16 protein-coding genes and 2 pseudogenes are annotated in these 19,517 nt (G+C 62.5%); 3 read left to right on the forward strand and 15 right to left on the reverse strand.

The genetic code is table 11. The annotated features are described in order from the left end of the window. Nucleotides 1-117: 117 nt before the first annotated feature. A complete protein-coding gene (locus BLV47_RS27865) occupies nucleotides 118-1,281 on the reverse strand; it encodes a type III PLP-dependent enzyme (RefSeq protein WP_092319559.1) in 1,164 nt (387 codons plus the stop codon). A 140-nt stretch (nucleotides 1,282-1,421) separates the two neighbouring features. Between BLV47_RS27865 and BLV47_RS36275 the strand changes: the two genes are divergently transcribed. Further along, on the forward strand, nucleotides 1,422-1,565 hold the full coding sequence (locus BLV47_RS36275) for a hypothetical protein (protein WP_167365718.1): 144 nt from the start codon (nucleotides 1,422-1,424) through the stop codon (nucleotides 1,563-1,565). Nucleotides 1,566-1,913: 348 nt separating this feature from the next. Here BLV47_RS36275 and BLV47_RS27870 read toward each other — a convergent pair whose 3' ends face one another. The 7 genes and pseudogenes from BLV47_RS27870 to BLV47_RS27900 form a co-directional block, all read right to left on the reverse strand. Further along, nucleotides 1,914-3,071, reverse strand: coding sequence for an osmoprotectant ABC transporter ATP-binding protein OsmV (locus BLV47_RS27870; protein ID WP_092319561.1), 1,158 nt, complete (start codon nucleotides 3,069-3,071; stop codon nucleotides 1,914-1,916). After that, nucleotides 3,068-3,493 (reverse strand): annotated as a pseudogene (locus BLV47_RS27875) (ABC transporter permease); the annotation flags it as partial. The gene BLV47_RS27870 and the pseudogene BLV47_RS27875, both read right to left, overlap by 4 nt. 96 nt (nucleotides 3,494-3,589) lie before the next feature. After that, a complete protein-coding gene (gene istB, locus BLV47_RS27880; protein WP_062838242.1) occupies nucleotides 3,590-4,339 on the reverse strand; it encodes an IS21-like element IS1474 family helper ATPase IstB in 750 nt (249 codons plus the stop codon). Next, nucleotides 4,227-5,912, reverse strand: coding sequence for an IS21 family transposase (istA, locus tag BLV47_RS27885; RefSeq protein ID WP_062838241.1), 1,686 nt, complete (start codon nucleotides 5,910-5,912; stop codon nucleotides 4,227-4,229). The genes istB and istA overlap by 113 nt, the downstream gene beginning before the upstream one ends. A gap of 216 nt (nucleotides 5,913-6,128) precedes the next feature. Then, nucleotides 6,129-6,368: pseudogene (locus BLV47_RS27890) on the reverse strand (choline ABC transporter permease); the annotation flags it as partial. A 15-nt stretch (nucleotides 6,369-6,383) separates the two neighbouring features. Beyond that, a complete protein-coding gene (locus tag BLV47_RS27895; protein ID WP_092319563.1) occupies nucleotides 6,384-7,280 on the reverse strand; it encodes a glycine betaine ABC transporter substrate-binding protein in 897 nt (298 codons plus the stop codon). 24 nt (nucleotides 7,281-7,304) lie between these two features. Then, nucleotides 7,305-8,021, reverse strand: a complete 717-nt coding sequence (locus BLV47_RS27900; RefSeq protein WP_092319565.1) for an ABC transporter permease — start codon at nucleotides 8,019-8,021, stop codon at nucleotides 7,305-7,307. A 349-nt stretch (nucleotides 8,022-8,370) separates the two neighbouring features. Here BLV47_RS27900 and BLV47_RS27905 point away from each other — a divergent pair, with 349 nt between their 5' ends. Both BLV47_RS27905 and BLV47_RS27910 read left to right on the forward strand, forming a co-directional pair. Beyond that, nucleotides 8,371-9,954 (forward strand): peptide chain release factor 3, encoded by a 1,584-nt coding sequence (locus BLV47_RS27905; protein ID WP_092319567.1) that lies wholly within the window; start codon nucleotides 8,371-8,373, stop codon nucleotides 9,952-9,954. A gap of 342 nt (nucleotides 9,955-10,296) precedes the next feature. Beyond that, nucleotides 10,297-10,539, forward strand: coding sequence for a hypothetical protein (locus BLV47_RS27910; protein ID WP_177431202.1), 243 nt, complete (start codon nucleotides 10,297-10,299; stop codon nucleotides 10,537-10,539). Nucleotides 10,540-10,643: 104 nt separating this feature from the next. Here the strand turns inward: BLV47_RS27910 and BLV47_RS27915 are convergent, their stop codons facing one another. From BLV47_RS27915 to BLV47_RS27945, 7 genes are all read right to left on the reverse strand, one after another. Continuing rightward, nucleotides 10,644-11,615 (reverse strand): peptide ABC transporter ATP-binding protein, encoded by a 972-nt coding sequence (locus BLV47_RS27915; RefSeq protein WP_092319571.1) that lies wholly within the window; start codon nucleotides 11,613-11,615, stop codon nucleotides 10,644-10,646. Next, the gene (locus BLV47_RS27920; RefSeq protein WP_092319573.1) at nucleotides 11,615-12,583 is read right to left on the reverse strand and encodes an ABC transporter ATP-binding protein; all 969 of its coding nucleotides are present in this window, start codon (nucleotides 12,581-12,583) and stop codon (nucleotides 11,615-11,617) included. The genes BLV47_RS27915 and BLV47_RS27920 overlap by 1 nt, the downstream gene beginning before the upstream one ends. 10 nt (nucleotides 12,584-12,593) lie before the next feature. Further along, nucleotides 12,594-13,505 (reverse strand): ABC transporter permease subunit, encoded by a 912-nt coding sequence (locus tag BLV47_RS27925; protein ID WP_016968408.1) that lies wholly within the window; start codon nucleotides 13,503-13,505, stop codon nucleotides 12,594-12,596. Between the two features lie 11 nt (nucleotides 13,506-13,516). Next, nucleotides 13,517-14,527 carry an ABC transporter permease subunit gene (locus BLV47_RS27930; protein WP_092319575.1) on the reverse strand — a complete coding sequence of 337 codons (1,011 nt, stop codon included), beginning with the start codon at nucleotides 14,525-14,527 and terminating at the stop codon, nucleotides 13,517-13,519. A gap of 73 nt (nucleotides 14,528-14,600) precedes the next feature. Beyond that, nucleotides 14,601-16,196: an ABC transporter substrate-binding protein gene (locus BLV47_RS27935; RefSeq protein ID WP_092319577.1), complete on the reverse strand. Its 1,596-nt coding sequence runs from the start codon at nucleotides 16,194-16,196 to the stop codon at nucleotides 14,601-14,603. Between the two features lie 77 nt (nucleotides 16,197-16,273). Then, the gene (locus tag BLV47_RS27940) at nucleotides 16,274-17,680 is read right to left on the reverse strand and encodes an OprD family porin (RefSeq protein WP_092319579.1); all 1,407 of its coding nucleotides are present in this window, start codon (nucleotides 17,678-17,680) and stop codon (nucleotides 16,274-16,276) included. A 166-nt stretch (nucleotides 17,681-17,846) separates the two neighbouring features. Continuing rightward, nucleotides 17,847-19,448 (reverse strand): ABC transporter substrate-binding protein, encoded by a 1,602-nt coding sequence (locus tag BLV47_RS27945; protein WP_092319581.1) that lies wholly within the window; start codon nucleotides 19,446-19,448, stop codon nucleotides 17,847-17,849. Nucleotides 19,449-19,517 lie beyond the last annotated feature (69 nt).

Consider the following 19,517-nt stretch of genomic DNA (forward strand, 5'->3'; position numbering starts at 1 on the left):
TCTGCATTTCGCGAGCAAGCTCGCTCCTACGGGCGGATGTGTATTCGGATACAGAAAAGCCCATGACAGGTCATGGGCTTTTTCTTGCCGCTTGCCGCTAGCAGCTAGGCACTGCCGTTAAACGTAGAAGGCCTTCAGCGGCGGGAAGCCGTTGAATTCCACCGCGCTGTAGCTGGTGGTGTAGGCGCCGGTGGACAGCCAGTACAGGCGGTCGCCGATGGCCAGGTTCAGCGGCAGGCCGTACTTGTAGTTTTCGTACATGATGTCGGCGCTGTCGCAGGTCGGGCCGGCGATCACCACTTCTTCCACTTCACCTTTCTTCTCGGTCCAGATCGGGAACTTGATCGACTCGTCCATGGTTTCGATCAGGCCGGAGAATTTGCCCACGTCGGTGTAGACCCAGCGCTCCACGGCGGTGCGGGATTTGCGTGCCACCAGCACCACTTCGCTGACCAGGATGCCGGCGTTGGCGATCAGCGAACGGCCCGGCTCCAGGATGATTTCCGGCAGGTCGTCGCCGAAGTCTTCCTTGAGGAAGCGGATGATCTCCTCGGCGTAGGTTTCCAGGCTGTTGGTGCGGGTGATGTAGTTGGCCGGGAAGCCGCCGCCCATGTTGATCAGCTTGAGTTCGATGCCGTCTTCTTCCTTCAGGCGTTCGAAGATCACCTTGACCTTGGCGATCGCCGCGTCCCAGACGCTGATGTCGCGCTGTTGCGAACCGACGTGGAAGGACACGCCATAAGGCACCAGGCCCAGGTCGCGGGCGAGGATCAGCAGGTCCATGGCCATGTCGGTCTGGCAGCCGAATTTGCGCGACAGCGGCCAGTCGGCGGTGGTGGAACCTTCGGTGAGGATGCGCACGTAGACTTTCGAGCCCGGGGCGGCCTTGGCGATGTTGCGCAGGTCGGCTTCGGAGTCGGTGGCATACAGACGCACGCCCTTCTCATAGAAGTAGCGGATGTCCTTGGACTTCTTGATGGTGTTGCCGTAGCTGATGTTGGCCGGGTTGACGCCGCGGCTCAGCACTTTGTCCAGCTCGTAGATCGAGGCGATGTCGAAGCTGGAGCCTTTTTCGTGCAGCAGGTCGATGATCTCGACGGCCGGGTTGGCCTTGACCGCGTAGTAGACCTTGGCGAATTCGAAACCGGCGCGCAGGTCATCGTAGGCCTGGGCGATCATCTGGGTGTCGATGACCACGAATGGGGTTTCTTGCTTGTCGGCGAACGCCTTCATTTTCTGAAAGGTGTCGCGCGCAAAATAGTCTTCGACGTTAATCGACATGCGTTGGGAGCTCCTGATGGCAAACGTTGCTAATCAATGGGTGTAAGGCTGTGCCGTGAGGCGCAGCCTTGTGAACGTCCTCCGTATCCCCACTTTGGTTCGCCTACTTCCCAAGGCATGTCGCCGAAAGCAAAAAGGCCATGGGCTATCTGCCCTTGGCCTTGCTGTCTCGTCGTCAGTACTTGAGCCGGATGGATCGTTTCCAGCATGGACGTTCGGCGCGAACTTTAGGCGGTGAGGGGCCTGAGATCAACAAAAAATGTCGCGTTTTTGCACTTGTCTGACGTGCGTTAACGACACCTCTCTTTGTAGCCGACACAGATGACGGGCAGATGTTCCCGAAGAATTGGCCAGTGTTAAAAATACCTGCACGTTCGCCGCCTTTGCCTGCTTGATCGCGGTAAACAACGAAGGCATCAACATCGGCGATGTTGCCTGCGAAACGCTTCGTCAGAGGGCTTTTTTGACCATTACGGCCCCTCCTTGAAGAGGTTGCGACAGGGCCGAGTGTTCATATTTCTTGCCGCCCTCTGTAGGAGCCGGCTTGCCGGCGAAGACGCCCTTGAATCTTGTGCAGTTCTGGCGGGCGTTTTCGCGGGCAAGCCCGCTCCTACGGGGGAGGGCTGAACCTGTCAGGCAGGCGCCGTCTCCGCCGGGGAAACGATGCTGGTCTTGGCCCCGCGCGAGCGACCCGAACTCAGGTAAGCGGCAATCGATTCTTGTGTCACCTCGCCCAGGAATACCCGTTCGGCATCCAGCACCGGCAGCCACGAACGGTTGAACTCGTACATGCGCGACAGCAGGATCCGCAGGTGTTCGTCGTAGGCGGCCGTGGCGTTGAACTCGCGCAGGAACTGGGCGCAGGTGCCGGTCTGACGGTACAGGTCGCGACGACGTACATAGCCCAGGGCCTTGTTCTCGGCGCAGGTCACCACCACATGGCGGCGGTCGTGTTCGTCCATCAGGTCCAGGGCTTCGGCCACCGGGGTTTCCGGGCTCACCGACGGGGCGTTGTCCGCCGCGTCTTCGGCCTTCACCAGCAACAGGCGCTTGAGGGTGCTGTCCTGGCCGACGAAGTTGCTGACGAAATCGTCTGCCGGGTGCGCCAGCAGGGTGTCCGGGTGGTCGATCTGTAGCAGCTTGCCGGCGCGGAAGATGGCGATCTTGTCCCCCAGCTTGATGGCTTCGTCGATGTCGTGGCTGACCATGATCACGGTCTTGTTCAGCGCCCGCTGCATCTCGAAGAACTCGTTCTGGATCATCTCGCGGTTGATCGGGTCCACCGCGCCGAAGGGCTCGTCCATCAGCAGCAGCGGGGCGTCCGCCGCCAGGGCGCGGATCACCCCGATACGCTGCTGCTGGCCGCCGGACAGCTCCCGCGGATAGCGGTGCAGGTACTGCTTGGGTTCGAGCTTGATCATGCTCATCAGCTCGCGGGCGCGGTCGTGGCATTGCTGCTTGTCCCAGCCCAGCAGCTTGGGGACCACCACGATGTTTTCCTCGATGGTCATGTTGGGGAACAGGCCGATCTGCTGGATCACGTAGCCGATGTTGCGGCGCAGGGTCACTTCATCCAGATCGGTGGTGTCTTCGCCATTGATCAGCACCTTGCCCGAGGTGGGCATGATCAGGCGGTTGATCATTTTCAGCGTGGTGCTTTTGCCGCAGCCAGATGGCCCGAGGAACACGCAGATCTCGCCTTCATTGACGGTCAGGCTTACGGAGTCAACGGCGGTGATGGTCTTGCCGTTGCTTTGGAAGGTCTTGGTCAGGTTTTGAAGTTCGATCATTTCTGGAGTCCTTTTGGAGTCAGCGAGCGTTGCAGCCATTGCAGAAGCAGGTCGGCGAAGATGGCCAGGAGACTGACCAGCACCGCGCCGACAATCAGCATCGACATGTCGCTGCGGCTGATGGAAGCAAGAATGAGTACGCCCAGGCCGCCGGCGCCGATGGTGGCGGCGATGGTCATGACGCCGATGTTCATCACCACGGCGGTGCGCACCCCGGCGAGGATCACGGGCACCGCGATCGGCAGCTCGACCATGCGCAGGCGCTGGCCGAAGGTCATGCCGATGCCGCGGGCGGCTTCGCGGATACCCGGCTCGACACCGGTCAGCGCCAGGTAGGTGTTGCGCATGATCGGCAGCAGGGAATAGAGGAACACCGCGGTGATGGCCGGCAGCGGTCCCAGGCCCTGGCCGAACTTGGAGTAGAATGCGGATTTCGGTGAACGTGACCGAGCGTTTCGCTAATACGTGACCGGTGCTTCCACCCCGGTTGCGCGGGTTCTGGATTGTAATCGCATCGGTCACGATGCGGCTTGTTCCTCGGCTTTTTTTCGGCGCAGCGACTCGCCTTTCATCGTCAGTCGGTAGGCGTTGTGCACCAGGCGGTCGAGGATGGCATCGGCCAGGGTCGGGTCGTTGATCCAGCCGTGCCAGTGCTCGATGGGCAGTTGGCTCGTCAGGATGGTGGAGCGGCTGCCAGCGCGGTCGTCGATCACCTCCAGCAGGTCATGCCGGGCTCCTTCCTCCAGCGGGGCTAGCGCCCAGTCGTCCAGCACCAGGACGTCGACCTTTGCCAGCTGTTGCAGGGTACGGCCGAAGCTGCCGTCGCCATGAGCGATGCGCAGTTGTTCCAGCAGGCGCGGGGTGCGCAGGTACAGGGTGCTATAGCCCTGGCGGCAGGCCTGGTTGCCCAGGGCGCAGGCCAGCCAGGTTTTGCCGGCACCGGTCGGGCCGGTCAGCAGCAGGTTGTGCTGCTGGCGGATCCAGTCGCCACTGGCCAGGGTGGCGATCAGACGCTCGTCCAGGGCGCGTCCGGTGCGGCGGTCGAGATCTTCCAGGCAGGCGTTGGCGTACTTGAGCTTGGCCTTCTTGCGCAGCCGTACCAGGCGCTGGTTGTCACGCCAGGCCAGTTCGCGGTCGAGCAGTAGGCCGAGGCGTTCATCGAAGCTCAGGCTGTGGCTGGCCGGCAGCGTCCATTGCTCTTCCAGGGCGCGGGCCATGCCGTCCAGGCGTAGCTGGTGCAGTTGATTCAGGGTGTGTTGCGGCATCATCGAACAGCTCCTGTTGCGGGGGTTGGTAGTAGTCGGCGCCACGGACGTTCTCGTGGTCGCCGGGTAAGGTCGTTTCGGCGGCACGCTGGGGCAGCGGCTGTTGATCCAGGCCTTGCTGGAGCAGGTTGCGCACGCTGCGCCCGGTGAAGGCGCGCAGGTGTACGGCACGTTCGGCAGCGGCTTCCAGGCGTGCATTGCCATAGCGCCGGGCCAGCGAGAGCAGGCCGAGGCAGGCGCGGTAGCCCATCTCCGGGTGCGGCTTGTGGGTCAGTTGGTGATCGATCAGTTGGCGCGTGTAGGGGCCGATCCGCGCGCCCCAGTCGAGCAGGCGTTGTGGCGTCCATTCGCGATGCGCCTGGTGCGCCGCGGGCATGTGCTCGCGCTGGGTACTGTAAGCGCCGCGTCGCCCCAGCAGCAGGTGGCTGGCCACCCGCCGGTTGCCATGCAGCACTTCCAGGGTGTGTGCCGTCAGTCGCACGTCCACGTTCTGCCGGGCCAGGGCGGAGGGCACGCTGTAGAAGCTGCCATTGACCTCGATGTGGTAGTCGATGCTGACCTTGCAGCGCTTGAAGGTGGCGACCTCGTAGGGATGCACCGGCAGCGCTCGCAAGGCCGGGCGATCCAGGCGCTCGAACCAGTCGCGCCGGCAGCCATCGAGCCGCTTGAACGGGCGCCGATTCAGATCCTCCAGCAGCTCGGCGATGGCCTGGTTAAGCGCATGCAGGCTGAAGAACTGCCGATGGCGCAGCCGCGCCATGATCCAGCGCTCGACCACCTGCACCGCCACCTCGGCCTTGGCCTTGTCCTGAGGCTTGCGTGGCCGTGCCGGCAGGATCACCGTCTGGTAATGACGCGCGCACTCCAGCGTGGCCCGGTTCAGGCCCGGCTCGTAGCGATCCGGCTGGGCGACCAGGGCGCGCGGATTGTCCGGCACAACCATTTCCGGCACGCCGCCAAAGTAGGTCAGAGCCTGGCCCAGCGAGGTCAGCCAGTCCACCTGGGTTTCGCCTGGCGTCGCGCAGGCATAGGTGTAATTCGAGGCGCCCAGGGCGGCGACGAAGATGTGCGCCCGGCGCACTTCGCCGGTGGCCGGGTCGACCACCGGCAGCGTCGGCCCGGCATAGTCGATGAATAGCTTCTCGCCCGCACGGTGCAGCTGACGCATCGAACGTTTGAGCGTCTGGGCGTAGCGCCGGTAGTGCTCGACGAACTGGGTGTAGCGGTAGGTCGGCTGGCCCGCATGCGCGGCGAGATATTCCTCCCACAGCAGCTGCAAGGTCACGCCCTTGCGTCGCAACTCGCGGTGGATGCTCAGCACATCGGGCAGCACTCGCTCACCGCGCGGCTTGTTCGTCGACGTCGGTGCAAACAAGGCGGCCGCCAGCGCGGCCTCGTCCATGGCCACCAGCGCCGGCCAGTCCAGCCCGGCCACCCGCGCCGCCGCGATGTACTTGCTAACCACGCCCTTGGACAGCTGCAAGGCACGGGCAATCTTCTCGTGGGACAAGCCGGCCTCAAACTTGAGGCGCAGACATTCTTTGATGTTTCGCATGGCTACTCGCGGCGCCGCCATCTTCCTCTCCCGAAATCGGTCGAGGATGGCGGCGCATCAGGTCATGCGCAACGAAGGGGAAGGCTTTCGCTAAGTCGTGACCGGCGATTTCGGTAAGCCGTGACCACCTGTTTCGGAACAGGCGGAAAATCGGTCACGTTGCTACCGAAATGAGCGGTCACGCGTTAGCGAAATGACCGGTCACGATCAACCGAAACGGCCGGTCACGGTGCTCCGAAATCCGCAGTAGAACGGCAGCAGCAGGCCGAACAGGGCGATGGACGGAATGGTCAGCAGCACGGTGGCGCTGGCCTGCAACGGGCCGGCCAGGGTCGGGAAGCGGGTCATCAGGATGCCCAGGGGCACGCCGATGACTATGGCCAGGGTCACGGCGATGCCCACCAGGGTGATGTGCTGCCAGGTCAGGTGCAGGACCTGGGCCCAATCGAGATGGGAAAAGGCGTTCAAGAATTCCATGTCTTCTCCTCTCTATCAGTGGTTGAGCGGATGCTGGCGCAGGAAATCTGCAGCCACGGCGGCGGGGCTTTCGTGATCGACGTCGACCCGTGCATTCAGCTGGCGCATGGTTTCGTCATCGAACAGCGCCGCCAGCGGCTTGAGGTCTGCGGCCAGTTGCGGGTGGGCGTCGAGGTATGCCTGGCGCACCACGGGGGCTGCGGTGTAGTCCGGGAAGTAGTGCTTGTCGTCCTCCAGCAGCTTGAGCTTGAAGGCGTTGAGCCGACCGTCGGTGGTATAGACCAGGCCGGCAAACACCTGGCCGTTGCGCAGGGCGGTGTAGACCAGGCCGGCATCCATCTGCCGGGTGTTCTGGCGGGTCAGGTTCATGTCGTACAGCTTGACCATGCCGGCCAGGCCGTCGGAGCGGTTGGCGAACTCGGTGTCCAGGGCCACCAGGCGGTTTTCCCTGGAGTCTGCGGCCAGGGCTCGGGTCAGGTCGCTGATGCTGTTGATCTCGGGGTGGGCCTTGGCCACGTTCTGCGGCAGGGCCAGGGCGTAGGTGTTGCTGAACTTGGACGGCGCCAACCAGACCAGGCCTTTTTTTGCGTCGAGCTCTTTGACTCGGGCGTAGGACTGCTGGCTGTCGAGTTTCTCGTCGATGTGGTTGTAGGCCACCAGCGACACCCCGGTGTATTCCCAGATCAGGTCCAGTTGCCCGCTTTCCTGGGCGCTGCGGGCCAGGTTGCTGCCCAGGCCACCGGTGACGCGGGTGTCGTAACCCTTGCTGCGCAGGTATTGGGAGGTGATTTCCGCCAGCAGGGTCTGTTCGGTGAAGACCCGGGCACCGATGCGGATCAGTGGTTTTTCCGCGGCTTGCACCCACCCGGCGAAAAGCAGGAGGCAGCCGAGTATCAGGCTTGTTTTTTTCATGTTCATTCCTTGGCGCTTACGGACTTAGGACGGGCGCAGACCACGTTCCAGCCAGAGGCGGCTGGCCAGGGTGACCAGACCGTCGAGGAGCAAGGCCAGCAGCGCGGTACAGGCGGCGCCGAGCAGCAATTGCGGCTGATTGTTCAGGGCGATGCCGGGGAAGATCAGGCTGCCCAGGCTGTTGGCGCCGATCAGGAAGGCCAGGGGCGCGGTGCCGACGTTGATCGCCAGGGCTACCCGCACGCCACCGATGATGATCGGCACGGCATTGGGCAATTCGACTTTCCACAGCACCTGGCGCGGGGTCATGCCGATGCCGACCGCAGCTTCCTTGAGGGAACCCTGGACGTTTTTCAGGCCTTCGTAGGTGTTGCGCACGATGGGCAGCAGGGAGGCGAGGAACAGAGCGAAGATGGCCGGGCCGCTGCCGATGCCGAAAATCCCCAGGGCGATGGCCAGGACGGCCAGAGGGGGGACGGTGTTACCGATGTTGAACACTTGCATGAAGCGTTCGGCGCGTCCGACCATGCTCGGGCGGCTGAGGAGGATGCCGGCGGGGATACCCACTAGCAGTGCGGCGAGCATGGACGCCAGGACCAGGAACAGATGAGCTTGCAGGTAGAACAGTAGATCGTCGCGGTAGTGTTCGATCGTCGTGATGCCGATCCAGTGGACCAGCAGGGCCAGGAGGGCGATCACCGCAACCCCTCCTATCAGCCCTTTGCCATAGCGAATAGCCACAGGCGGACTCCTTTTGTCGGTCGGCGGGCACTTTCCCGTGTGGCAGGGCCATTCCTGGCTGCCGGGACAGTGCGCGCGAAAAGCAGCTCGTCGAGCGCCGGCAAAGCAGCGGGTGAACGAGCCATGAGCGCAGCTTCGTCAAGCTAACTTGCTGATATTTCAGCCCCTGACGACAGTGCGTGACAGGGGAGTGGACGTCTCCGGGTTTTAAAAGGTTCCATAATTGGCAGCATATAGCCACCGTTCATCTGCCGCGCGGTGGCGTCGGCGACGGGGGCAGCGGTGGCCCGCAAGGCTTTGTCTGGGCTATAATCTGCGCCCTTTTTTGATCACCGCCAGGCGATTTCCCATGACCCAACAGGCCGCCGAAGTCGCGAAACGCCGCACTTTCGCCATTATATCCCACCCGGATGCGGGTAAGACCACCATCACCGAGAAGCTGTTGCTGATGGGCAAGGCCATTGCGGTGGCGGGTACGGTCAAATCGCGTAAGTCCGACCGCCATGCCACTTCCGACTGGATGGAAATGGAGAAGCAGCGGGGTATCTCCATCACCACGTCGGTCATGCAGTTCCCCTATCGCGATCACATGATCAACCTGCTGGACACCCCGGGCCACGAAGACTTCTCGGAAGACACCTACCGCACCCTGACCGCGGTGGACTCGGCATTGATGGTGCTCGACGGCGGTAAGGGCGTTGAGCCCCGGACCATCGCCCTGATGGACGTCTGCCGCCTGCGCGACACGCCCATCGTCAGCTTCATCAACAAACTCGACCGCGACATTCGCGACCCGATCGAGCTGCTGGATGAAATCGAAGCGGTGCTGAAGATCAAGGCCGCGCCGATCACCTGGCCGATTGGCTGCTACCGCGACTTCAAGGGCGTGTACCACCTGGCGGGCGACTACATCATTGTCTACACCCCCGGCCACGGTCATGAACGCACCGAAACCAAGATCATCGAGAAGCTCGATTCCGATGAAGCCCGTGCCCACCTGGGTGACGAGTACGAGCGTTTCATCGAGCAGCTGGAACTGGTGCAGGGCGCCTGCCACGAGTTCAACCAGCAGGAGTTCCTCGACGGTCAGCTGACCCCGGTGTTCTTCGGTACCGCCCTGGGCAACTTCGGGGTCGATCACGTGCTTGACGCCGTGGTGGACTGGGCGCCGTTGCCGCTGCCCCGTGCAGCCAACGAGCGCAGCGTGGCGCCCCAGGAAGAAAAGTTCAGCGGTTTCGTGTTCAAGATCCAGGCGAACATGGACCCCAAGCACCGCGACCGTATTGCCTTCATGCGCATCTGCTCGGGCAAGTACGAGAAGGGCATGAAGATGCGCCACGTGCGCACCGGCAAGGACGTGCGCATCGGCGACGCCCTGACCTTCTTCTCTTCCGAGCGTGAGCAACTGGAAGAAGCCTACGCCGGCGACATCATCGGTCTGCACAACCACGGCACCATCCAGATCGGCGACACCTTCACCGAAGGCGAGGCCCTGGGTTTCACTGGTATCCCGCACTTCGCCCCGGAGCTGTTCCGCCGCGTGCGCCTGAAGGACCCGCTCAAGTCCAAGCAGTTGCGCCAGGGCCTGCAACAGCTGGCCGAAGAGGGTGCTACCCAGGTGTTCTTCCCCGAGCGCAGCAACGACATCATTCTCGGCGCCGTCGGTGTGCTGCAGTTCGATGTGGTGGCCAGCCGCCTGAAGGAAGAATACAAGGTCGAATGCGCCTACGAACCGATCACCGTGTGGTCGGCTCGTTGGATCAGCTGCGACGACAAGAAGAAGCTGGAGGAGTTTTCCAACAAGGCGGTGGAAAACCTAGCCCTGGACGGCGGTGGTCACCTGACCTACCTGGCGCCGACCCGGGTCAACCTGGCGCTGATGGAAGAGCGCTGGCCGGACGTGAAATTCCGCGCCACCCGCGAACACCACTAAAGTTCGCCGGCAAGTCCCCAAGCCCCGCTGTGCAGACAGCGGGGCTTTTTGTTGCGCGCAGGATTGGCCCGCTGCCGCCCCGTAGGAGCTGGCTTGCCAGCGAAGGCGGCAGACGCTGTGGTGCATGGCTTGCGGGCCTCTTCGCCGGCAAGCCGGCTCCTACGGGGGGTGGTGTATTTCAGGGCGCGCCGTTAGTCGGAAGGGCTTGGACGGCTCGGCTATCGATAGCGGGGTGTCTGGAAAAGCCGGGGGATCGCGACTAGGTTTCAGACAGTGCTGTGGTCACTGTAAGGCAGGGCTCGCAGCCTTCGAAGATTCACCTATGAAGGGATGGAATCGACCATGAGAATTGTCCAACGCGTTGTGCTGTTGATCAAAGTGCTGGTGATGCTGTCGCTCGGAACCTCGGCGGCCTGGGCCCACAACCTGATGCAGGTGAAAGAGCCGGGCTATCAGTCGAGCCATAGCGCACCGGTGCAGATGCTTGCCAAGTCCGACTCGGAGCCGGGCGATCAAGGCCAGGGTGGCAGTTCCGGCGATGACGACCAGACCACCGATGACGGTGAAGGCGACAGCCAGGGTTAAAAGAAACCCCCAGCGACGGACTGATGCGCAATCCGTCGCCAGGGGCGGGTCGAACAAGGTTCAGGCGCTCTCGGAGATATTCGGGAGCGCCTTTTTCATGGCCGCTACAGCACGAATTGCTCGGCGTAGTGGCAAGCCACTTGCCGGTTGTCCAGCGGGCGCAGGGCCGGCTCTTGGGTGCTGCAAAGCTCGGTGGCGTAGGGGCAGCGTTTGTGGAAGGCGCAGCCGGGCGGCGGGTTCAGCGGGTTGGGCAATTCACCGACGATCTTGATCTTCGGCTTGTCCGGGTCCGGATGAATGGTCGGGGTCGCCGACAGCAGCGCCTGGGTGTAGGGGTGCAGCGGCCTCGTGTAGATATCCTCCTTGGGGCCCATTTCCACGGGGCGGCCGAGGTACATCACCAGCACCTGGTCGGCGACGTGACGCACCACTGCCAGGTTGTGGGAGATGAATACGTAGGCGGTGTTGAACTCCTGTTGCAGGTCCATGAACAGGTTCAGTACCTGGGCCTGGATCGACACGTCCAGGGCCGAGGTCGGTTCGTCCGCCACCAGCACCTTGGGTTGCAGCATCATCGCCCGGGCCAGGGCGATGCGCTGACGCTGGCCGCCGGAGAACATGTGCGGGTAGCGCTGGTAGTGCTCGGGGCGCAGGCCCACCTGTTTCATCATCGCCTGGACTTTCTCCCGGCGTTCGGCGGCCGACAGCTTGGTGTTGATCAACAGCGGCTCGGCCAGTTGGTCGCCGATCTTCTGCCGCGGGTTGAGCGAGGCATAAGGGCTCTGGAACACCATCTGCACGTCTTTGCGCAGTTGCTTGCGCTGGGCCTTGTCGGCGCCGGCGACTTCCTGGCCGGCGATTTTCAGCGAGCCGGAAGACGGCTCTTCGATCAGGGTCAGGGCCCGGGCCAGGGTGGACTTGCCGCAGCCGGACTCGCCGACCACGGCCAGGGTCTTGCCGGCTTCCAGCTCAAAGGACACACCATTGAGGGCGCGCACGGTGGCATGGCCCTTGAACAGGCCTCGGGACACTTCGTAGTGACGGGTCAGGTCGCGGGCGGTAAGAACGACGGCCATTACGCCACCTCCTGATTCAGCGGGTAGAAGCAGCGCACCAGGCTGGCGGCTTGCGGATCAAGGCTTGGACGCTGCTGGCGGCAGTTGTCCTGGGCGTAGGGGCAGCGTGGCGACAAGAGGCAGCCTTGGGGCCGGTCGTAGCGTCCGGGGACGATGCCCGGCAGGGTCGACAGGCGAGTGGCGCCCAGGCTGTGCTCGGGAATCGCCGCCAGCAGCGCTTCGCTGTAGGGGTGGGCGGGGATGTCGAACAGTTGCGGCACCTGGCCGACTTCCACGGCTTGCCCGGCGTACATCACACAGACACGCTGGGCGGTTTCGGCCACCACGGCCAGGTCGTGGGTGATCAGTACCAGGCCCATGTTCTGCTCTTGTTGCAGGTTGAGCAGCAGGTCCATGATCTGCGCCTGGATGGTCACGTCCAGGGCGGTGGTGGGTTCGTCGGCAATCAGCAGCTTGGGTTCGCCGGCAATCGCCATGGCGATCGCCACCCGCTGGCTCATGCCGCCGGACAGCTGGTGCGGGTAGGCGTCCATGCGGCTGGCGGCGCCGGGAATCTCGACTTTTTCCAGTAGTTCGATCGCACGCTTGCGCGCGGCCTTGGCGGACATCTTCAGGTGCAGGCGCAGCACTTCCTCGATCTGGAAGCCCACGGTGTAGCTGGGGTTCAGCGCGGTCATCGGGTCCTGGAAGACCATGGCCAGGTCCTTGCCGACTATCTGCCGGCGCTGGCGGGCGCTGAGCTTGAGCATGTCGCGACCGTCGAAGCTCAAGGCATCGGCGGTGACGATGCCGGGGTGCTCGATCAGGCCCATCAGGGCCATCATGGTCACCGATTTGCCGGAGCCGGACTCGCCAACGATGGCCAGTACTTCGCCCTTGTCGACCTTGAGGTCGAGGCCGTCGACCACCGGTACTGCCTTGGCGTCGCCAAAACGGACATTGAGATTCTTGATTTCGAGCAATGACATGGGAATCTCCTCAGGCGGCGTTCTTGAGTTTCGGGTCCAGCGCATCGCGCAGGCCGTCGCCCATCAGGTTGATTGCCAGCACGCTGAGCAAAATGGTCAGGCCCGGCAGGCTCACTACCCACCAGGCGCGTTCGATGTAGTCGCGAGCCGAGGCCAGCATGGTGCCCCACTCCGGAGTCGGCGGTTGCACGCCGAGGCCGAGGAAGCCCAGGGCGGCGGCGTCGAGGATCGCCGAGGAGAAGCTCAGGGTGGCCTGGACGATCAGCGGCGCCATGCAGTTGGGCAGCACGGTGATGAACATCAGGCGCGGCAGGCCGGCACCGGCCAGGCGCGCGGCAGTCACGTAGTCGCGGTTGATCTCGCCCATCACCGCGGCGCGGGTCAGGCGCACATAGGAGGGCAGGGACACCACGGCAATGGCGATCACGGTGTTGATCAGGCCCGGGCCGAGGATGGCGACAATCGCCACGGCCAGCAGCAGCGAGGGCAGGGCCAGCATGATGTCCATCAGGCGCATGATGGTTGGGCCCAGCAAACGCGGGAAGAACCCGGCGAACAGCCCCAGGAGGATCCCCGGGATCAGCGACATCACCACCGACGACAGGCCGATCAGCAGCGACAGGCGCGAGCCCTGGATCAGGCGCGACAGCAGATCGCGGCCCAGTTCATCGGTGCCCAGCAAGAATTGCATCTGCCCGCCTTCGAGCCAGGCCGGTGGGGTCAGCAGGAAGTCGCGGTATTGCTCGCTGGGGTTGTGCGGCGCCACCCAGGGGGCGAACAGCGCGCAGAAGACGATCAGCAACATGAACAGCAGGCCGGCCACCGCGCCCTTGTTGCGGGAGAAGTGCTGCCAGAATTCTTTGTACACGGACGGGTAGAGCAGGCTTTGATCGACTGCTACTGAGGAAGTTGGAGTGCTCATGGGTCTTGATCTCAGCGCTGATGACGGATGCGTGGGTTGGCAAAGCCGTAGAGGATGTCCACCACGAAGTTGACCATGATCACCAGGCAGGCGATCAGCAGGATGCCGTTCTGCACCACGGGATAGTCGCGGGCGCCGATGGCTTCGATCAGCCACTTGCCGATGCCCGGCCAGGAAAAGATGGTTTCGGTCAGGACCGCACCGGCCAGCAGGGTGCCGACTTGCAGGCCGACCACGGTCAGGACCGGAATCAGTGCGTTGCGCAGGCCGTGGACGAACACCACCCGCGCCGGCGACAGGCCCTTGGCCTTGGCGGTACGGATGTAGTCCTCGCGCAGTACTTCGAGCATCGAGGAACGGGTCATCCGCGCGATCACCGCCAGGGGAATGGTGCCCAGTACGATGGCGGGCAGGATCAGGTGCTGCAGGGCGTCGAAGAAGGCGCTGGTGTCTTTGGCCAGCAGGGTGTCGATGAGCATGAAGCCGGTTCTGGGCTCGATGTCGTAGAGCAGGTCGATGCGCCCGGACACCGGGGTCCAGCCCAGGCTCACCGAGAAGAGCATGATCAGGATCAGGCCCCACCAGAAGATCGGCATCGAATAGCCCGCCAGCGAGATGCCCATTACCCCGTGGTCGAACAATGACCCTCGCTTCAAGGCGGCGATCACCCCGGCCAGCAGCCCGATGATGCCGGCGAACAGCAGGGCGGCCATGGACAGTTCCAGGGTCGCGGGGAACAGCGAGGTGAACTCGCTCCACACGCTGGTACGGGTGCGCAGGGATTCACCCAGGTCACCGTGGGCCAGCTTGCCGATGTAGTCCAGGTACTGGGCGTACAGCGGCTTGTTCAATCCAAGGCGTTCCATTGCCTGGGCATGCATCTCGGGGTCGACCCGACGCTCGCCCATCATGACTTCCACGGGGTCGCCGGGAATCATGCGTATCAAGGCGAAGGTCAGCAAGGTGATGCCGAAGAAGGTGGGGATCAACAACCCCACACGGCGGGCAATAAAACTAAACATCTTCTGAAGTACCTCAATCAGCCGGTTAGGCGTACCCGCCACCCTTGGGGTCAAGGGCGGCGGGCGTTTCTTATCACTTCACTTGGGTGGTCGCGAAGTTGTTGGTGGTCAGGGGGCTCTGGTGGTAACCCTCGACGTTCTTGCGCATGGCGGTGAACATTTTTGGATAAGCCATGGGAATCCAGGGTTGGTCCTGTTGGAAAACCAGCAGCGCCTTTTCATAGAGCGCGGCGCGCTTGGCAGGTTCAGCGTCGGCGCGGGCCTGGTCGATCAGCTCCTGGAACTCCTTGTTGCACCAGCGGGCGTAGTTTTCGCCGTTTTTCGCCGCGTCACAACTCAGGTTCGGAGTCAGGAAGTTGTCCGGGTCGCCGTTGTCCCCCGCCCAGCCGGCCGACACCATATCGTGTTCGCCGTTTTTCGCCCGCTTGAGCATCTCGCCCCATTCCATGACGCGGATCTCGAGCTTGAGGCCGATCTTGGCCAGGTCGGCCTGCATCATCTGCGCACCCAGCAGGGGATTGGGGTTGGTCGGGCCACCGCCGTTGCGGGTGAACAGGGTGATCACCGTGCCGTCCGGCACCCCGGCGTCCTTGAGCAGGGCGCGGGCCTTGTCCAGATCCCGGGGCGGATTCTTCAGGCTGTTGTTGAAGCCCAGCAGGGTCGGCGGATAAGGGCCGGTGCCGATCAGCGCATTGCCTTTGCCGTACAGGCTGTTGACGTAGGCTTCCTTGTCGAAGGCGATGTCGATGGCTTTGCGTACCCGCACGTCGCTCATGTATTTGCGGGAGGTGTTCATGGCGATGTAGCCGGTGGTCATGGCCGCCAGTTCATCGACCTTGAGGTTGGCGTCGGCCTTGATGCTGGGGATGTCATCGGGCTTGGGGTACAGGGCAACCTGGCACTCGTTGGCCTTGAGCTTCTGCAGGCGCACGTTGTTGTCGGTGGTGATCGCCAGCACCAGCGGGTCGGCCGGTGGCTTGCCGCGGAAGTAGTCCGGGTTGGCCTTGAAGCGTACCTGGGCGTCCTTGGCATAGCGGTTGAAAATGAACGGGCCAGTGCCGATGGGCTTGCTGTTGAGCTCAGAGGTCTTGCCTTCCTTGAGCAGCTTGTCGGCGTATTCCGCCGGGTAGATCGATGAGAAGGCCATGGCGATGTCGGCCAGGAACGGCGCTTCACGGCGGGTCAGGGTGAAGACCACGGTGTGCTCGTCAGTCTTCTCGACGCTTTTGAGCAGCTCCTTGAAGCCCATGCTTTCGAAGTAGGGGAAGCCCACGCTGGACTTGTCATGCCAGGGGTGCTTCGGGTCCATCTGGCGTTGGAAGCTCCAGAGTACGTCGTCGGCGTTCATGTCGCGGGTCGGGGTGAAGTAGTCGGTGCTGTGGAACTTGACGCCCTTGCGCAGGTGGAAGGTGTATTGCAGGCCATCCGGGCTGATGTCCCAGGATTCGGCCAGGGCCGGTTCGATGTCAGTGGTGCCGGGCTTGAAGTCGACCAAACGGTTGAAGATGGTTTCCGCCACTGCGTCGGCCGTGACTGCAGTCGTGTACTGGACCATATCGAAGCCTTCCGGGCTGGCTTCGGTACAGACCACCAAGGGTTTGGCTGTGGCGCCGAGGGCGGCGCTCAGCAAGGCGGCGCCAATGGCCGCTTTCAGGGGAAGCATGTTCATCAGGAACCCTCTGCAATCATTGAACCAGATTAGCTTGATTGGCGGACTCGTCATGAATCCGCCCTTCAACTGGTGGGTTAGAGAATGTTGAACGGGATGGTGGTAACCAGACGGAATTCGTTGATGTTGCCGTCTGCCTGGTTCTTGCTGGCGCGGTGCGTGGTGTAGGTAGCACGGATCGCGGTGGCTTTGAGTGGTCCGCTCTGCACCGCGTAGGAGGCGCCGATGCCGTATTCGTAGTGGGTTTCGCCATCCATGGTCCTTACGCCGTAGAGTTTGCCTTCGGAGTTGATGCCGCCGTAGGCGCTGCCGGTGTAGTGGGTACCGTCGATGCCCCAGCCGCGAGCCTGGTAGACGTTGAACTTGAGGCCGGGCACGCCGTATTCGGCCATGTTCAGGCCGTAGGCGATCTGGAAGGATTTCTCGTTCGGGCCGTTGAAGTCCGAGAGCAGGGAGTTGGCCAGGTAGATGCCGTTGGTTTCGTGCAGGTAGTCGAAGTACTCGTTGCCGCTGACTTCCTGGTACGAGAAGGTCAGGCTGTGGGCCTGGTGGGTCAGTCCCATCGACAGGGAGTAGGTATCGTTGTCGATCTCGCCCATCTCTTTCTTGCCGGTGTCGACGGTCTTGTAGTAGTTCAGGCCGGTGGTCAGGCTCAGCACCGAGCTGTCGCCCAGCTCATGGGTGGCGCCGAAGTAGTACTGGTTCCAGAAATCTTCCACCTTGGAGGCGTAGAGGCTGGTCTTCAGGCTTTTCAGCGGCTGGTAGTTGAGGCCGACGATGCTCACGCGGTCGGTTTCGGCGGTGTTGCTGGTGTACTCGGAGCGGAATTTCGACAGGCTCTGCTCGGTCCGTGGCGATACCCGGTCAAAGGTGCCGGCATCGAACGACAGGTTGTTGAACTCTTCGCTGTGGATGCTCACCCCTTCAAAGCTCGAAGGCAGCGCACGGTTGCCGATGACGTCGACGATCGGCGTGCTGAAGTTCTGCCGGCCGGCGGTCAGGGTGGTGTTGGATACGCGGAACTTGACGTTGGCCAGGCCGAGCTTGCTCCACTGGCCTACGGCGTCGCCGTCGGAATGGGTCAGGGTGCGGTTGTTCTTGCCGGCGATGTCCTTGCGGTCGCGATCCAGGGCAATGGCGTTGTAGGCCGCCACTTCGGTGCTGACCCCCACGGTGCCTTCGGTGAAGCCGGAGCTGTAGTTGAGGATGGTGCCCTGGACCCAGTTGATCCGGCGTGGAGTCGAGGTATCCACGCCATTGTGGTTGTACGAAAAACGATCATTGCGACGTTTCAGCTCGTTGGCGTACCAGTTGCGAGTGGTGCCCGACAGGCTCTGCCCTTCGATGAAACCCTTGGCTTCAGCCTGGGCATTGGTGCTGTTCTGTACAGTCGGGACGAAGTCCTGGCTGACGTTCTCCGCATAGGCCGTGGCGGTGATGCTACTGATAGCCAAGGCTAACAATGCGCTGCTGCTCAGTTTCATGGGTGAAGCTCCTTTGTTTTCTTTTTTAGATGCCGGTTTTTTTCGGCCGGCTGGTTTTGGGAACTCATTCACTGCATCGCAAACGTTTGCACTGGGCTTGATCGCCTAATTCAGGCAAAGCGCCTGCATGGGGGCGAATAATGCCCCCAGGGTTTTTGCTCATCGGTTATGGGACCAGGCTGACACCCGAGAAGGTGTTGCGGCCGAAAGGACTGACCTTGAAACCCTCGACTTTCGCGCTCAATGGCTGATTGATCGTCGAGTGGGCCACCGGCGTGATCGGCACCTGTTGCTTGAGTAACTGCTGGGCCTGTTTGTAGAGCTCGGTGCGTTGCTGACGGTCGGTCACTAGCTTGGCTTGCTTGATCAGCTTGTCGTACTGCGGGTCGCACCACATGGAGTAGTTGTTGCCGCCGATGGCGTCACAGCTGTACAGGGTGCCCAGCCAGTTGTCCGGGTCACCGTTGTCTCCGGTCCAGCCGATCAGGCTGATGTCGTGCTCGCCATTCTTGGTGCGCTTGATGTACTCGCCCCATTCGTAGCTGACGATCTTCACCTTGAGGCCGATCTTCGCCCAATCGGCCTGCAGCATTTCGGCCATCAGCTTGGCGTTGGGGTTGTACGGACGCTGCACGGGCATGGCCCAGAGGGTGATTTCCGTGCCTTCCTTGACCCCGGCGGCCTTGAGCAGTTCGCGGGCCTTTTCCGGGTTGTAGGCCGCGTCCTTGATGGTTTCGTCGTAGGACCACTGGGTCGGTGGCATGGCGTTGACCGCCAGCTGGCCGGCACCCTGGTACACGGCGTTGAGAATGCTCTGCTTGTTCACCGCCATGTCCAGTGCCTGGCGCACTTCGAGGCGGTCGAAGGGTTTGTGCTGCACGTTGTAGGCGATGTAGCCGAGGTTGAAGCCGGGCTTCTCGATGACTTGCAGTTTCGGATCGTTTTTCAGCGCATCGATATCCGCGGGACGCGGATGCAGGGTCACCTGGCATTCGCCGGCCCGCAGTTTCTGCACCCGTACCGAGGCATCGGTGTTGATGGCGAAGATCAACCGGTCGAGTTTGACCTGACTCGGGTCCCAGTAGTGCGGGTTGGCGGCGTAGCGGATCTGTGAATCTTTCTGGTAGCGCTGGAACACGAACGGCCCGGTGCCGATGGGCTGCTGGTTGATCTGGCTAGGGGTGCCGGCCTTGAGCAGTTGCTCAGCGTATTCGGCGGAGAGGATCGCGGCGAAGCTCATGGCCAGGTTCTGGATGAACGCCGCGTCCACGGTATTGAGGGTCATGACCACGGTCAGCGGGTCGGTTTTCTCGACCTTGGCGATGTTCTTGTCCAGGCTCATGCCGTTGAAGTAGGGAAACTCCGTCGGGTAGGCCTTACGGAACGGATGTCCGGCGTCGAGCATGCGATTGAAGGTGAACAGCACGTCATCGGCGTTGAGATCCCGGGTTGGCTTGAAGTAGGGCGTATTGTGGAACTTCACCCCTTCGCGCAGATGAAAGCGGTAGGTGAGGCCGTCTTCGGATATGTCCCAGCTTTTGGCCAGGGCGGGCAGCACGTTGGTGGCGCCTTTTTCGAACTCCACCAGGCGGTTGTACAGCGGCTCGGCGGCGTCGTTGTCGGTGGCGGTGGTGTACTGCGCGGTGTCGAATCCCGCCGGGCTGCCTTCGGAACAGAACACCAGGCTGCGATCGGCGGCGCCGCAGATAGCGCTGGCGGCCAGCAGGCTGCCGCCTATCAGGGCCGAGAAAATCAGGGAATGCCGCATAACCGTCCATCTCCATTTTTTGTTGTGATGATCAATGGACCATGGCTCCTTCCTGGAGCCTGTACAGGC

This window comes from Pseudomonas saponiphila (assembly GCF_900105185.1).
Classification (GTDB): Bacteria; Pseudomonadota; Gammaproteobacteria; order Pseudomonadales; family Pseudomonadaceae; genus Aquipseudomonas; species Aquipseudomonas saponiphila.

What these genes read in the sequence shown, in the direction of transcription:
- BLV47_RS27915 (WP_092319571.1), bottom strand. Translation starts at nt 11,615, where the DNA reads ATGGCCGTCGTTCTTACCGCCCGCGACCTGACCCGTCACTACGAAGTG.
- BLV47_RS27930 (WP_092319575.1), bottom strand. Translation starts at nt 14,527, where the DNA reads ATGTTTAGTTTTATTGCCCGCCGTGTGGGGTTGTTGATCCCCACCTTC.
- BLV47_RS36275 (WP_167365718.1), top strand. Translation starts at nt 1,422, where the DNA reads ATGGGCTATCTGCCCTTGGCCTTGCTGTCTCGTCGTCAGTACTTGAGC.
- BLV47_RS27940 (WP_092319579.1), bottom strand. Translation starts at nt 17,680, where the DNA reads ATGAAACTGAGCAGCAGCGCATTGTTAGCCTTGGCTATCAGTAGCATC.
- BLV47_RS27870 (WP_092319561.1), bottom strand. Translation starts at nt 3,071, where the DNA reads ATGATCGAACTTCAAAACCTGACCAAGACCTTCCAAAGCAACGGCAAG.
- BLV47_RS27920 (WP_092319573.1), bottom strand. Translation starts at nt 12,583, where the DNA reads ATGTCATTGCTCGAAATCAAGAATCTCAATGTCCGTTTTGGCGACGCC.
- BLV47_RS27925 (WP_016968408.1), bottom strand. Translation starts at nt 13,505, where the DNA reads ATGAGCACTCCAACTTCCTCAGTAGCAGTCGATCAAAGCCTGCTCTAC.
- BLV47_RS27905 (WP_092319567.1), top strand. Translation starts at nt 8,371, where the DNA reads ATGACCCAACAGGCCGCCGAAGTCGCGAAACGCCGCACTTTCGCCATT.
- BLV47_RS27895 (WP_092319563.1), bottom strand. Translation starts at nt 7,280, where the DNA reads ATGAAAAAAACAAGCCTGATACTCGGCTGCCTCCTGCTTTTCGCCGGG.
- BLV47_RS27935 (WP_092319577.1), bottom strand. Translation starts at nt 16,196, where the DNA reads ATGAACATGCTTCCCCTGAAAGCGGCCATTGGCGCCGCCTTGCTGAGC.
- BLV47_RS27945 (WP_092319581.1), bottom strand. Translation starts at nt 19,448, where the DNA reads ATGCGGCATTCCCTGATTTTCTCGGCCCTGATAGGCGGCAGCCTGCTG.
- BLV47_RS27910 (WP_177431202.1), top strand. Translation starts at nt 10,297, where the DNA reads ATGAGAATTGTCCAACGCGTTGTGCTGTTGATCAAAGTGCTGGTGATG.
- istB (WP_062838242.1), bottom strand. Translation starts at nt 4,339, where the DNA reads ATGATGCCGCAACACACCCTGAATCAACTGCACCAGCTACGCCTGGAC.
- istA (WP_062838241.1), bottom strand. Translation starts at nt 5,912, where the DNA reads ATGGCGGCGCCGCGAGTAGCCATGCGAAACATCAAAGAATGTCTGCGC.
- BLV47_RS27865 (WP_092319559.1), bottom strand. Translation starts at nt 1,281, where the DNA reads ATGTCGATTAACGTCGAAGACTATTTTGCGCGCGACACCTTTCAGAAA.